Consider the following 13,366-nt stretch of genomic DNA (forward strand, 5'->3'; position numbering starts at 1 on the left):
CATGCTGGCGGCAGAGCGATACGACCGGATCGTCGAGCTGGTGAACCTGAACGGCAGCATGCGCGTATCCGAACTGAGCGAGCGCTGCCGCGTCACGGAGGAAACGATCCGGCGCGATCTGGACCGGCTGGAACAGGCCGGACGGCTGCGCCGGTCGCACGGCGGCGCCGTCAGCGTCAAAGAAGACCAGCCTGAAATTCCTTACCGGGTGAGGGAGACAACGCAGGCCGAGGAGAAAAAGCGGATTGCCCATGCGGCGGTCTCCATGATTGAACCGGGGGACCGGATTTTGCTGGATGCCAGCACCACCGCCGGGTACATGGCCGCCAGCATGCCGGACATCCCGCTGACGGTGCTTACCAACTCGATTCAGGTGGCGACGGAGCTAAGCAGCAAGGACAAGATCGAGGTCATTTCCACCGGCGGACAGCTGGCGCAGCGGTCGCTGTCCTTTGTCGGGCCGCTTGCGGAACGTTCGCTGGAGACGTACCATGTCGACAAATTGTTTTTGTCCTGCAAGGGCGTTCATCCGGAAAGCGGCAGCATCAGCGAGTCGAACGAACTTCAGGCCAGGCTGAAACAGAAAATGGTTGGCATATCCGATCAAGTCATTCTGCTGGCCGACGCCAGCAAGTTCGGCGTTCGGGCTTTTGCCAGAGTGACCGGGCTGCAGGCCGTGCATAACATTATTACGGACCAGGTGCCCGATCCTGAAATGCTCGAACGGCTAAAGGTTTACAACATTACGATCACCACCGTATAGATGCGGTGCAGGAAATTATCAATCCATAATGGGAGCGTGTAATCATGAAGGTCTCCTTGTTCATTACCTGCCTCAGCGATGCCATCTATCCCCGTGTGGGGGAAGCCATGGTCAGATTGCTTGCCGCTCACGGCATACGGCTGGAGTTCCCGCCGATACAGACGTGCTGCGGCCAGCCTTCCTACAACAGCGGGTATTGGGATGAGACGCGGGCAGCGGCCAAAACAATTCTGGAGGCGTTTGACGACAGCGATTTCGTCGTATGTCCTTCCGGGTCGTGTACGTATATGATCCATCATTATCCGGAACTGTTCGCAGACGATCCGGTATGGCTGGAGAAGGCCAAAGGTTTGGAAGCAAAGGCTTACGAGTTCACGCAATTTCTGGTGAACGTGCTCGGCATCACCGATCTGGGGGCCCATTTTCCCCACAAAGTCACGTATCATCCGTCCTGCCATGGCAGCAGGCTGCTCGGGGTGAAGAATGAGCCGTTGGCGCTGTTGAAGGCGGTCAAGGGGCTTGAATTCGTCCCGCTTCCGTTTGCGGAGGATTGCTGCGGCTTCGGGGGCACGTTTGCCGTGAAAATGCCGGACATTTCCGGCGCGATGGTCACGGAAAAGGTCGACCATGTGAAAGAAACCGAGGCCGAGGTGCTTGTCGGATTGGACATGGCCTGTTTGATGAACATTGCGGGCAATTTGCGGTACCGGAATGAGCCGGTGCGTGTCATGCATCTGGCCGAATTGCTGTATGAGGGGGTGAAGACAGGATGAGCCAGGCAGGACCTATGGAAGTGACGGTCAAGGAGCGGGCGGAGCTTGCGCTGAACGACGACTTTTTGCGAAAAGCGGTCAAGTTCACGACCGAGCGATTGCGCAATGGCAAGAAATCCGCGTCGGAGGAGCACGGCAATTGGGACGAATGGCGTGAGCGCGGACGGCAAATCCGTCTGCACACGATTGCCCATTTGGACTACTATCTGAACCAATTCGTGGATAATGCCCGGGCGAACGGCGTCCATATTCACTTTGCGGACACGTCCGCGGAGGCTGCCGCGATTGCCCTGAACATCGCCGCCCACAAACAGGCGTCTTCGGTCGTCAAGTCGAAGTCCATGGTTTCCGAAGAAGTGCATTTGAACCATGCGCTGGAATCGGCCGGCATCGAAGCGATCGAGACCGACCTTGGCGAATATATCATTCAACTGGCAGGGGAAGCTCCCTCGCATATCGTCATTCCGGCCATTCACAAAAACCGATACCAGATTGCCGAGCTGCTCTCGAAGGAGGCTGGCGAGACGCTGGAGCCGGATACGACCGTGCTTGCAGGATTTGTGCGAAAGAAACTGCGCGAGAAGTTTTTGGAAGCGGATATCGGCATGACGGGTTGCAATTTTGCGATTGCGGAGACAGGTTCCATGGTGCTGTTCGAAAACGAGGGCAATGCCCGCATGGTATCGACCGTGCCGAAAACGCAAATTACGCTGATGGGCATGGAGCGGATCATTCCTTCCTGGACCGATCTGGAGGTCATGGCAACCCTGCTTCCGCGTTCGGCAACGGGCCAGAAGCTGACGATGTATATGTCCGGCATTACGGGCCCGCGCCGCTCTGAGGACGGCGACGGTCCGGATGAGATGCATATCATCATCGTCGACAATGGCCGCTCGCTGCAGCTGGGCAATCCGGAGTTTCAAGAGCTGCTGAACTGCATACGCTGCGGCGCTTGCCTTAACGCGTGCCCCGTATATCGGCACATTGGCGGTCATGCCTACGGCGGCACATACAGCGGACCGATCGGCGCGGTGCTGACGCCTGCCCTAAATGGCAACATTGACGAATGGAACGATATCGCAAGCGCATCCAGTCTGTGCGGGGCTTGTTATGAGGCCTGTCCGGTCAAAATACCGCTGCACGACATGCTCGTATACCTGCGCAGGCGCAAGGTGGAGAGCGGGAATGGCAACCGGTGGGAGGGCCTTGGCATGAAGGGCTTTGCCGCGGTTGCCTCCAACTCCAAACGGTTCGCTGCCGCAGTCCGCATGGGCCAGATCGGCCAGAAAGCCGTTGTGCGCAATAACGGCATTTCGCTCAAATTGGGTCCGCTCAAGGGCTGGAATACGTATCGCGTTGCGCCAAGCCTGGCCAAACGATCCTTCCGCCAGGAATGGAACAGGTTGGATGAGGAACTGAACCGGCAGCCCAAAGAAATGGATGCCTCTGTCAAGCAGCGCATGGAACGGATTTTGCAGGAACGCGAAAAAGGAGGCGGGGGGCATGCACACTGAGCATCAGGATTGGCTTGCCGCTTTGGAGCGAAAGTCGCGCGAGAAACAGGAGAAATTCATGAACGGCATCGCATCCAGGCTGGGCAGACCGAGGCAGATGCAAGCGCCTGTCCAGCCTTTCCGCGGTGCTCCGGCATTCTGGAACAAGCTGGAGTGGGACACGGAGAAACGCATTCAGGCGTTCACGGACAATTTTGTCAGCGTCGGGGCCCATATTGCGAGAGTGCCGAGCATGGAGGAAGCGGCAGGTTTCATCGTTGGCAAGGCGCGGGAGCTTGGCGCAAAATACATCATTCGGCAAAACGAAAAAGAGCTTGAAGATTTGGCGCTTGAATCGAGCCTCGAGCAGGGCGTTAGCGTATCCGTATGGAATTCGCTGCCTGAAGAAAACTGGAGAGCCCGCGCCGCCGAAGCGGATATCGGCGTGGTCATGGCGGATTATGCCACGGCGTATACCGGCTCGGTGACGGTGTTGTCCTCCAAGGACAAAGGGCGCTCGGTCAGCCTGTTACCCACGGTTCTCATCCTGATCATTCCGGTGGATCGTCTATATACAAGGCTGGGCGAGACGTTGAGTCGATTTGACGAAGTCGGAAGGGAAAATCTCCCGGCAGGCATTCATTTCATTTCGGGGCCAAGCCGTTCATCGGATATCGAAAATGACCTGACGATCGGCGTGCATGGACCGGGCATCGTATACGGACTCATCGTAGGATAGGACTAAGCAGATTACGGACGTTTTTGAAAAAACAAATGAAAAACGAAGCAGCCTATGAAGCATCGAAAGTCATGCTCGGTAGGCTGTTTTGTTAATCGATTTATAGGTTTTGTCTATTATAATTATATATTATATATATTTTACCTATCATTAGAAAAGGACTACAATGAGCCCATGATCATTGGAGGAGGTTTGATTTCATGGACTTATATTCCAGCGAGGTGGCTTGCATGGACGGTAGCACGACGACGCTGTCCTCGTTTCGCCACAAGGTGCTGCTCATCGTCAACACGGCCAGCAGATGCAGTTATTCCAGCCAATTTGCTGCTTTGCAGCAGCTCTATGACAAATACCGGGAGCAGGGGCTGGAAATTTTGGCATTCCCGTGCAATCAGTTCAATGGCAAAGAACCAGGCAGCAATGCGGAGATTGCCGAGTATTGCCGGAACGAATTCCGGGTGACGTTCCCCATGCTCGGAAAAATCGACGTCAGGGGACCAAAGATGCATCCTTTGTATGAAAAATGGATTGAACAAGCCCCTTTTGCAGGATTTGACCTATCTACGGAAAAGGGCCGATGGATGGACGAATTTCTCAAGGAGAAGCACCCTGACATTTATGCAGGGGATGGAGTCAAGTGGAATTTCACCAAGTTTCTGATCGGCCGGGATGGGAGGGTCGCTGCCCGTTATGAAACTCCGATCGAACCGGCAGCGATGGAAAGCATGATCGAAAGGTTACTGAACGAAACCGGAAATTGATTAGCTCCAATCGTCCTAAGACCATGGGCCTGTTGAAGATTGATGATGGGAATGGTAGGGTAAAGGAAGAGGCGGGATCGTCTCTTCCTTTTTTTAGGATGAAATGACCATTTTACCGAAATGGTCAGTTGGTTCTATCGTAGGTTCAGCCTTTCGCCATCATGATCTTTCATCGAATGGATGAGATTAGTCGGATTGCGAAAAAATAGGGTATAACTATGAGGAGAGTCAGAACCAAACGAACCGTCTGCAGAATCGATGTACCGTATTGGAAGAACATTACCTTGAAAGAGGAGTGAACAGAAATGGTGCAACATTCAGTGCCTCAACCGAAAACCTTTGGACCTCTGGGCAATTTGCCGCAGTTGAATTTTGAAGAGCCGGTTCAATCTCTTGTGCAGCTGGCGGGTGAATACGGCCCCATTTTCCGCATGGAGCTGCCGGGACGAAGCGAGCTGTACATTTCGGGTCACGAGTTGGTTGCCGAAGTATGCGACGAATCGAGATTTGACAAGCGGGTATGGGCACCCTTGGAGAAGGTAAGGGCTTTTGCCGGCGACGGATTATTTACCAGCTGGACGGAAGAGCCGAACTGGAAGAAAGCTCATAACGTGCTTTTGCCGAGCTTTAGTCAGCGCGCCATGCAGGGGTATCATCAGAAAATGCTGGATTTGGCCGTGCAGCTTGTGCAAAAATGGTCGCGCCTCAATCCTGACGAAACGGTCAACGTGCCGGAAGACATGACCCGGTTGACGCTGGATACGATCGGCCTGTGCGGGTTCAACTATCGGTTCAACAGTTTTTATCGCGAGGACCCGCATCCGTTTATTACCAGCATGGTGCGTTCGCTCGATGAAGCCATGAGCTCGCTTCAGCGGCTGCGGCTGCAGGACAAACTGATGTTTGCGAAAAAGAAACAATTCGAACAGGACATTCGCACCATGTTTTCGCTTGTGGATCACATCATCGCTGAGCGAAAGGCAAAGCCGGTCGAGGGGGCAGATGACCTGCTGTCACATATGCTTAGCGGCAAGGATCCCGAAACCGGAGAAACGTTGGATGACGAGAATATCCGTTATCAGATCATCACGTTTCTGATTGCTGGACATGAGACGACGAGCGGGTTGTTGTCGTTTGCCATTTATTATTTGCTGAAAAACCCGGACAAGCTTGCCAAAGCGCAGGCCGAGGCAGACCGCATTCTGAAAGATCCGCTCCCGAGTTATAATCAGGTCCGGGAACTCAAATATGTGCGCATGGTCCTGAACGAAGCGCTTCGGTTATGGCCGACGGCTCCCGCATTTTCGTTATACGCGAAGCAGGATACGGTGCTCGCAGGCAAATATCCGCTGCAAAAGGGGGACAGCGTCAGCGTCCTGATTCCCAAGCTGCATCGGGATCGCGAGGCGTGGGGAGAAGATGTGGAGGCATTCCGCCCGGAACGGTTCGAAGACCCGAGCAAGGTGCCGCATGATGCGTACAAACCGTTCGGAAATGGCCAGCGCGCCTGCATCGGGCAGCAATTTGCTTTGCAGGAGGCCACGCTCGTACTGGGGATGGTGCTGAAACATTTTGAACTCATCGATCATGCCGATTACCAGTTGAAAGTGAAAGAAACGTTGACGCTCAAGCCAGACAATTTCACCATTCGTGTGCGCGTGCGCGAAAGCCAGCCGGTCATGGCCGCTCCTGGCATCACCGTCCAGGAACCGGTCTCAGCGACGATTGCGCCTGCAAACAAAGAGCCGAACCTGATGAATGCACATCGCACGCCCATGCTTGTCCTGTACGGATCGAATCTGGGTACCGCGGAAGGCATTGCCCGGGAGATTGCCGATACCGCCAGGTATCAAGGCTTTCACAGTGAAGTGGCCGCACTGGATCAACGCGTCGGCAAGCTGCCGAAAGAAGGCGTGGTCATCATCGTCAGCGCTTCCTACAACGGCCAGCCTCCAAGCAATGCAAAAGCGTTTGTCGAATGGCTGGAGCATGCGGATTCGGGAGAGTTCAACGGCGTGCGTTACGCGGTCATGGGATGCGGAGACCACAATTGGGCCAGCACATATCAACGCGTTCCGCACCTTATCGATGAGTTATTGTCCGCAAAAGGGGCCGAGCGCCTTGCCCCGCTTGGCGAGAGCGATGCCAGCGGTGATTTTGAACAACAGGTCGATCGCTGGAATGAACGTTTATGGCCCGAACTGGCAGAAAAGCTGGGTCTGGAGCTGAACGTCAACTCCGAGAGCGAACGCAGTTCCTTGTCCGTGCAATTTGTCAACGGTTTGGCTGTCACCCCGCTGGCAGAAACCTATGATGCACATATCGCAACGGTCGTGGAGAATCGTGAACTGCACGATGCGGGGAGCGACCGCAGCACGCGCCATCTGGAGATTCGTTTACCGGAAGGCGCGGTCTACAAGGAAGGCGACCATCTGGGCGTACTGCCGCATAATCCGCCCGAATTGGTGGAGCGTGTGCTCCGCCGATACGGTTTCAACGGCACGGAGCATTTGGTACTGGACGCTTCCGGGCGCAGCGCGGCTCACCTGCCGTTGAACCAGCCGGTCAATTTGTTTGACCTGCTGACCCACAGCGTGGAATTGCAGGAGGCTGCGACGCGTGCGCAATTGCGCGAATTGGCCGCATATACGGTTTGTCCGCCTCACAAGAAAGAGCTTGAAGCACTGCTGGACGAAGCGGCTTATTTGGAGAAAGTGCGCGGCAAACGCGTTTCCATGCTGGATTTTCTGATCCGCTACGAGGCATGCGAGCTGCCGTTCGAGCGTTTTCTGGAGCTGCTCCCTCCGCTGAAGGCCAGGTACTACTCCATCTCCAGTTCACCCCGCGTTCAGCCGGGTCAGGCGAGCATTACGGTAAGTGTAGTGCGTGGACCAGCCTGGAGCGGAGAGGGCGAATACAAAGGCATTGCCTCCAACTATTTGGCCAGGCTGCAGCCGGGCGAAGAGATCGTGATGTTCGTGCGCACACCCGAGTCGGGCTTTGAACTGCCGGAGCAGGCAGGCGTGCCGATCATCATGGTCGGCCCGGGCACCGGAGTGGCGCCGTTCCGCGGATTTTTGCAGGCTCGTCGCGTTTTGAAGGAACAGGGAGCCGAGCTTGGCGAAGCACACCTGTACTTTGGCTGCCGCAATCCCGAGCATGATTATTTGTACAAACAGGAGCTGGAGCAGGCTGAGCGAGAAGGGCTTGTGACGCTGCACACCGCTTTTTCCCGGATTCAGGGAGAGGAGAAATGTTATGTCCAGCATCGGATGAAGCAGGATGCATCACGATTGGTTTCGCTGCTGGAGCAAGGCGGACACTTGTACATTTGCGGCGACGGCAGCCGAATGGCTCCGGACGTCGAAGCGACATTGAAGGAAGCCTACGCCACCGTAACCGGCAGCACGGCTCAGCAGGCGGAAGCATGGCTGGAACAACTGCAGCAGCAAGGGCGATACGCGAAGGATGTATGGACAGGGATTTAAAAAGATACTGTGAATAAAGCAATTGAAGAAGTGGATGCTCATCAGGCTGCCGCAAATGTCTGAAATGGATGGGGCAGCCTCGAGCATTGTTGTAATTTCTTAATTTCAGGCTTTGGAAGGGCCAACCTGCATGGTTGCGGATATAAAGGATTCAAGCCTGTGTTCATTTTCCCCTTACAGGCCGATAGATGGATTCGACTTGCTTCAGCGGAAACAGGATGCGGGAAGGGAACTTCCCCCTGGCCTGCAATTCAATATAGTTCAATCCCACCGCGACAAGGCGGAGATTGCGAAATGCATTTCGGGTAGGGAACGCGGTACGGACGCCTACGAATATGCCGCGCCGCGTGCGAGGGATGCCGAACACTCGGATGGAATTCAGGCTTAGCGGCACGAAGAGTTGACCGTTTACTTTGATGAAATTGCGCGGGTACACCCGGTCGATCCGTCCTGGTTCAAGGCCGGACAGGGGGGCGTTCAATTCAGCGAGATGGCCCTGCAATTCGGCCAGGCGCTGCTGAAGCGTTTTGCCGGTTTGAAGCTGGTGCACGTTCATGCGAACTCCTCCGTTTTCCGTTTATACCCAGTATATGAGCGGAGTACGCCAAGGTGAGTCCGAGGATGCATCGATTTGACATTTATATGGTGCGGTGCACCTCAAAAACGCTCCTTCCTCAGAAGGAGCGTTTTTGAGTCGATATCGTAAAGGCAGCAGCTAATCCGATCTTTATATGCGACCGCCGTTGAATACGGCAGTATGCGTTTGTCAGAAACGAACGAGGCTGCCGATCTGTACGGGCTGGCCCGTGGCGATGGCCCGATTGGCTGCAATCCCGGTCAAGATGGATTGTGCGCCATCGATATGGTTCGCCGCGCGGTTGAACGGATCTTCTTCCGGATGGCCGAACAGGTCGTTCAGCAGGACCGGATCGCCCCCGCCGTGGCCGCCTTCGCGTTCTTCGACCTCCACTTCGTAAGGTGCGCCGAACATGGGCAGTACGCGCAGCGTTTTGCCGATCAGCGCTCCTTCCAGGTTTTTGTCGCCGAGCGAATTGACGTACGATTGTTCGACGATCGACATTTCGATGCGTCCTTTCGTGCCGTTGATGGCGATGCGGTATCCCTCCCAAGGTTGGTAAGCGACAAGGGAATAAGTCAAGATAGCCTTGTTCTGGTATTGAACCAGGACGCCCATCGTGTCCTCGATGTTGATGCCGTCGCCGAATACGCTCTGGTCGCGTTGATAGCCGTCCTCTGCTTCGGCGTCCAGATACATCGCTTTCAGATGGGCATCCGAATCCAGATGCAGGGCGAACGGATCGCCTTCGGCAAGCGGACTGCCCGTTGCACGCGTATAAAATTGGGTTACCCCGCGCTCCTCGGCATTTTCGCGGCCATAGAACATCAAATCCCCGAATGCAAATACCGTTTGAGGCTGGGAACCGATCCAGAAGTTAACAAGGTCAAAATGGTGCGTCGATTTGTGCACGAGCAGACCGCCGCTATTCCGTTTATTGCGGTGCCAGCGGCGGAAATAGTCCGCGCCATGGCGAGTGTTCAGCAGCCATTCGAAATGCACGGACGTGACGCGTCCGATGGCATCGTTCATGACAAGCTCCCTTACTTTGGTGTGATGGGGAGCATAACGGTAGTTAAAGGTCACGCGCACGTTCCGCCCGGTCCGTTTGGTAGCGTCGAGAATGTCCTGACATTTTTGCTCATCGATGGTCATCGGTTTTTCGGTGATGACGTCGCATCCAAGTTCCATGGCGCGAATGATGTATTTGTGGTGCGTGCGGTCAATGCTTGTCACGATCACGAAGTCGGGTCTCTCGCTGGCGATCATTTCATCGAATTGATCGGCACGGTATGTAGGCACTTCGTTATATTTGTATTTGTCGCGCAGCATTTGATTGGCATAGTTCATCCGGGTTTGGTTGATATCGCAAAATGCGACCAGCTCCGATGTTTCACGGAAATCGCGGGCCAGCGATCCGTAGAAGAATTCGGCACGACCTCCGGTACCGACCAATGCATAGCGTTTTTTGTCACTCATGTCATCGCCTCCTTGAATATGCTTCTAGCCTATAACAAGGAAGCACGTTTTTCGCCGCCTTTATTGCGAAATCGCTTTCAAATGCCGCCGATTTTGCTATAATCCAAGGGAAACCTTTTAAAAAAGGATGGGATGCCCGTGAACAGGCCATATCGCGCGGACTTTCATGATCCGACCGGGCTGCTCGCAATCGAATATGATCGGCGCATCGGTTATTTTTCGATGCATGCGGACCATCTGCACGATCATTATGAGCTGTATTACCTGTTGTCGGGCGAGCGCATTTACTTTATCAAAGATCGATCCTACCGGGTTATGGCAGGGGACCTGGTTCTGGTAGACCGCAACGTGGTCCACAAAACGCTGGATAGCGGCAGGCCGGATCATGATCGGGTGGTCCTGTACCTGAAGCCGGAGCTGTTCGCAGGCATGGGCGTGCCCGCAGATTTGGCCGCTGGTTTGATGCAGCTGTTTCGCGGAAGTCCGCCCGTGCTGCGGTTTCCTTCACGCGTCCATGCTCAGGTGGAACGATTGGCTGTGGAGATCGTGGACGAGATGGTGGACCCGCAGCCGGGCAGCGAGCTGCTGCTCCGCCACAGGGCGGTGGAATTGCTGCTCTGTGCCTGGCGCAACCGGCACCTGGCCGTAGCGGATGCCGAAGATGCAGAGCCGGTCCTTCATCCCAAAACGCAGGCCGTCGTGCATTATTTGAACGAAAACTTTCGCGAATCGCAGTCCCTGACGGAAGTGGCGGACATGTTCCGCATAAGCCCGCACTATTTGAGCCGATTATTTCGGCATACAACCGGATTTTCGTTCAGCGATTATCTGAACTTGCTGAGAATCAAGGAAGCGCAGCGTTTGCTGCGGGAAACGGACGATCCCATTACGGACATCGCTTTGCGATCCGGGTTCGGGAACTTTTCCCATTTCGGCAAAATGTTCAAACGGATGGTGAATGCATCGCCAAGGCAGTACCGCCAGCAGCATACAAAGCAGGATCGAAGGCAGCCATAAGCGTGAAAAGCCCCGGAAACGACGCAGCGATGGCTGCCCATCATGCATTTCCGAGGCTCATTGCTTTCTTCGAGAATGTAAACCTGTTTTACGAGCTGTGCATCGGCGATTCGTTCTCCGGCCGCAACTTCATCCGAAGCTCTTCGTTCCGCGGGCAGATCATGATCCCGTCCACGACGTCGAGCCGTGCTGCCTGAATGGAGCTGCGGCGTGCAGGTTCGCTGGCATGATCCACGCCTTCCCGTCGATCCGGATGCGTGAAATAAAAAATATAGGCCTGATCGTCCTGTACGACGACGTCGGCATGCAATCCGATGACGCCGTCATCCTCCCGGGTGCCCGGCTGATCCAAAATGAGGCTGTTCCACGCCCAGTGTTCCAAATCGTCGGAACGGTAAACAGCCTGTCCTCTCCATTCGTCCACGATCATCCAATAGCTGCCCTTAAAACGAAATACGTTCGGGCCCTCATGAGGTCGACCTGTTATGACGGGACCGATCACTTCCCAATGATAAAGGTCCGCGCTATCCGCGGCATAGGTATGGGAACCGTTCGCTTCATCCTTGTACCACATGCGGAAACGGCCATCCGGCAGCGGGTAGACGCAGGCATCGATCACGTAGTCCGAGCTGAGCTCCAGCGTGCCGTGAAACGTCCATGACAACAAGTCGGGGCTTGTATAATGCAGGATATTCCGCTTATGCCCCGGCCAGTCGTGCGGGACGCCTTGGATGTAGCTCACGTACATGTGGTACGTGCCCTCATGCCAGAAAATTTCCGGTGCCCAAAACGTGTTATGACCCCATTCGTGCTCCAATCCCGTCAATGTGCCGCGGTACGTCCAGGTGCTGCCGCCGTCAGTGGAAGAAGCAACGCCAAGATCGGTGCCGTGCACCCAGGCGAACTTCGGTCCGCCCGCTGTTGCGCGGCGGTTGGTATATACCATCCACCAAGCCTGTTCGGCGTGGTTCCATATCAATACCGGATCTGCTGCACCATCAAAGATGGGATCTCGAAATAAAGGTGCGCCCATGAAACTTCCTCCCTTGTTTTTGTCAAAATGGAAGCGTGTTCTACTATCGTAAAAGAGTTTGATTGAAATTACAATATTATGTTTTCTTATGATTTGAATTCGTATATATATTAATCCGAAGATGTTATAATACGCCCAGCAGTTGACGCATGCCGACCATCGAAATTAAGATTAGGGAACTGAAACCAAACATACCCAAAGAAGGCAGGAGAGCAGAATGTATACATACAAGCCGATGTCGATTGAACACTATGACCAGGCTTTGCTGTTATGGGCCCGGACACCGGGGCTCGGCATCAGCATGGAGGTGGATTCGGAAGAGGGAATCGCGGCATATTTGAAACGTAATCCGGGAATCAGCCACGTTTGCGTGGACGATGAAGATCAGTTGGTCGGTACTGCGCTGTGCGGACATGACGGCAGACGCGGATACATGTATCACGTAGTTGTAGATACGGCCCACCGGGGGAATCAGGTGGCGACGACCTTGGTCAGGCATTGTCTGGAGCAGCTGAAGAAGGCAGGCATATTCAAGTGCCATCTGATGGTGCTGGACAACAACGAGACCGGCAAGCGGTATTGGTCGGAGCATGGATGGCACTATAGGGACAACATATTGCTTTATTCGGCCAATACGCAAACCTTTTCGGAAGCCGGGGCGTAGGGGAAGTGGCGGCAGCGAGCAAATATATAGGTTGACTATATATACCGCAAAAGATACACGCGTTCACGGAGAGGGCAGAAACAAAACGGAGAAGCGGAGCGTTCGCTTCAAAGCAAAGGGGAAGATCTCGATGATTGAACAGCGACTGGAACAGCTTGGAATCGTATTGCCGCGGGCCAGCGCGCCGGCGGCCAAATATGCGAATGCGGTTATTGTGAACGGCATGATGTACGTATCGGGCAAAGGGCCGAATACGGCCGAGCGCGGGAAGCTGGGAGACCCGTTCACGACGGATCAAGGATATGCATTTGCCCGGAATGCAGGCATTGAAGTGCTGGCCGTTGTGCAGGAGGTGCTCGGTTCACTGGACAGGGTGGAACGTGTGGTCAAAATCCAAGGGTTTGTTAACGCTACCGCATCCTATGACGAGCATCACAAGGTGCTGAACGGCTGCTCCGACCTGATGCTCGACGTGTTCGGCGAACGCGGAGTACACGCCCGATCGGTGTTTGGCGCGGCATCGGTCAGGGATGACCTGCCGCTCATCATCGATTCCATTTTCCAAGTAAAGGAGTAGAG

The 13,366-nt window shown here is 54.7% G+C and carries 12 protein-coding genes; 9 read left to right on the forward strand and 3 right to left on the reverse strand.

The features are described 5' to 3' along the window. The first annotated feature begins 1 nt into the window (after window position 1). From SNR34_RS12030 to SNR34_RS12055, 6 genes are all read left to right on the forward strand, one after another. Window positions 2–763 (forward strand): DeoR/GlpR family DNA-binding transcription regulator, encoded by a 762-nt coding sequence (locus SNR34_RS12030; protein ID WP_339277711.1) that lies wholly within the window; start codon window positions 2–4, stop codon window positions 761–763. Window positions 764–807: 44 nt separating this feature from the next. After that, on the forward strand, window positions 808–1,536 hold the full coding sequence (locus SNR34_RS12035) for a (Fe-S)-binding protein (RefSeq protein WP_236417410.1): 729 nt from the start codon (window positions 808–810) through the stop codon (window positions 1,534–1,536). Then, window positions 1,533–3,050, forward strand: coding sequence for a LutB/LldF family L-lactate oxidation iron-sulfur protein (locus tag SNR34_RS12040; RefSeq protein WP_343259414.1), 1,518 nt, complete (start codon window positions 1,533–1,535; stop codon window positions 3,048–3,050). Before SNR34_RS12035 ends, SNR34_RS12040 begins: the two co-directional genes overlap by 4 nt. Further along, entirely contained in the window at window positions 3,040–3,768 is a 729-nt protein-coding gene (locus SNR34_RS12045; RefSeq protein WP_339277715.1) for a LutC/YkgG family protein, read from the forward strand. The genes SNR34_RS12040 and SNR34_RS12045 overlap by 11 nt, the downstream gene beginning before the upstream one ends. A 200-nt stretch (window positions 3,769–3,968) precedes the next feature. After that, window positions 3,969–4,529: a glutathione peroxidase gene (locus SNR34_RS12050; RefSeq protein ID WP_339277717.1), complete on the forward strand. Its 561-nt coding sequence runs from the start codon at window positions 3,969–3,971 to the stop codon at window positions 4,527–4,529. A gap of 305 nt (window positions 4,530–4,834) precedes the next feature. Beyond that, on the forward strand, window positions 4,835–8,017 hold the full coding sequence (locus tag SNR34_RS12055; RefSeq protein ID WP_486181970.1) for a bifunctional cytochrome P450/NADPH--P450 reductase: 3,183 nt from the start codon (window positions 4,835–4,837) through the stop codon (window positions 8,015–8,017). Between the two features lie 163 nt (window positions 8,018–8,180). On the opposite strand, the gene SNR34_RS12060 is transcribed toward SNR34_RS12055, so the two are convergent. After that, entirely contained in the window at window positions 8,181–8,573 is a 393-nt protein-coding gene (locus SNR34_RS12060; protein WP_236418544.1) for a hypothetical protein, read from the reverse strand. 210 nt (window positions 8,574–8,783) lie between these two features. Further along, window positions 8,784–10,073 carry a Gfo/Idh/MocA family protein gene (locus tag SNR34_RS12065; protein WP_236418555.1) on the reverse strand — a complete coding sequence of 430 codons (1,290 nt, stop codon included), beginning with the start codon at window positions 10,071–10,073 and terminating at the stop codon, window positions 8,784–8,786. Window positions 10,074–10,211: 138 nt separating this feature from the next. On the opposite strand from SNR34_RS12065, the gene SNR34_RS12070 reads away from it, so the two are divergent. Then, the gene (locus SNR34_RS12070) at window positions 10,212–11,090 is read left to right on the forward strand and encodes an AraC family transcriptional regulator (RefSeq protein WP_236418557.1); all 879 of its coding nucleotides are present in this window, start codon (window positions 10,212–10,214) and stop codon (window positions 11,088–11,090) included. 88 nt (window positions 11,091–11,178) lie between these two features. On the opposite strand, the gene SNR34_RS12075 is transcribed toward SNR34_RS12070, so the two are convergent. Further along, the gene (locus SNR34_RS12075; RefSeq protein ID WP_486181971.1) at window positions 11,179–12,123 is read right to left on the reverse strand and encodes a glycosyl hydrolase; all 945 of its coding nucleotides are present in this window, start codon (window positions 12,121–12,123) and stop codon (window positions 11,179–11,181) included. Between the two features lie 217 nt (window positions 12,124–12,340). On the opposite strand from SNR34_RS12075, the gene SNR34_RS12080 reads away from it, so the two are divergent. Together SNR34_RS12080 and SNR34_RS12085 are read left to right on the forward strand one after the other, a co-directional pair. Next, window positions 12,341–12,787 (forward strand): GNAT family N-acetyltransferase, encoded by a 447-nt coding sequence (locus SNR34_RS12080; protein WP_339277725.1) that lies wholly within the window; start codon window positions 12,341–12,343, stop codon window positions 12,785–12,787. Window positions 12,788–12,917: 130 nt separating this feature from the next. Then, entirely contained in the window at window positions 12,918–13,364 is a 447-nt protein-coding gene (locus SNR34_RS12085; protein WP_339277727.1) for a RidA family protein, read from the forward strand. The last annotated feature ends 2 nt before the right edge of the window (window positions 13,365–13,366 follow it).

The organism is Paenibacillus sp. XP01 (assembly GCF_057364885.1).

What these genes read in the sequence shown, in the direction of transcription:
- SNR34_RS12030 (WP_339277711.1), top strand. Translation starts at nt 2, where the DNA reads ATGCTGGCGGCAGAGCGATACGACCGGATCGTCGAGCTGGTGAACCTG.
- SNR34_RS12035 (WP_236417410.1), top strand. Translation starts at nt 808, where the DNA reads ATGAAGGTCTCCTTGTTCATTACCTGCCTCAGCGATGCCATCTATCCC.
- SNR34_RS12040 (WP_343259414.1), top strand. Translation starts at nt 1,533, where the DNA reads ATGAGCCAGGCAGGACCTATGGAAGTGACGGTCAAGGAGCGGGCGGAG.
- SNR34_RS12045 (WP_339277715.1), top strand. Translation starts at nt 3,040, where the DNA reads ATGCACACTGAGCATCAGGATTGGCTTGCCGCTTTGGAGCGAAAGTCG.
- SNR34_RS12050 (WP_339277717.1), top strand. Translation starts at nt 3,969, where the DNA reads ATGGACTTATATTCCAGCGAGGTGGCTTGCATGGACGGTAGCACGACG.
- SNR34_RS12055 (WP_486181970.1), top strand. Translation starts at nt 4,835, where the DNA reads ATGGTGCAACATTCAGTGCCTCAACCGAAAACCTTTGGACCTCTGGGC.
- SNR34_RS12060 (WP_236418544.1), bottom strand. Translation starts at nt 8,573, where the DNA reads ATGAACGTGCACCAGCTTCAAACCGGCAAAACGCTTCAGCAGCGCCTG.
- SNR34_RS12065 (WP_236418555.1), bottom strand. Translation starts at nt 10,073, where the DNA reads ATGAGTGACAAAAAACGCTATGCATTGGTCGGTACCGGAGGTCGTGCC.
- SNR34_RS12075 (WP_486181971.1), bottom strand. Translation starts at nt 12,123, where the DNA reads ATGGGCGCACCTTTATTTCGAGATCCCATCTTTGATGGTGCAGCAGAT.
- SNR34_RS12080 (WP_339277725.1), top strand. Translation starts at nt 12,341, where the DNA reads ATGTATACATACAAGCCGATGTCGATTGAACACTATGACCAGGCTTTG.
- SNR34_RS12085 (WP_339277727.1), top strand. Translation starts at nt 12,918, where the DNA reads ATGATTGAACAGCGACTGGAACAGCTTGGAATCGTATTGCCGCGGGCC.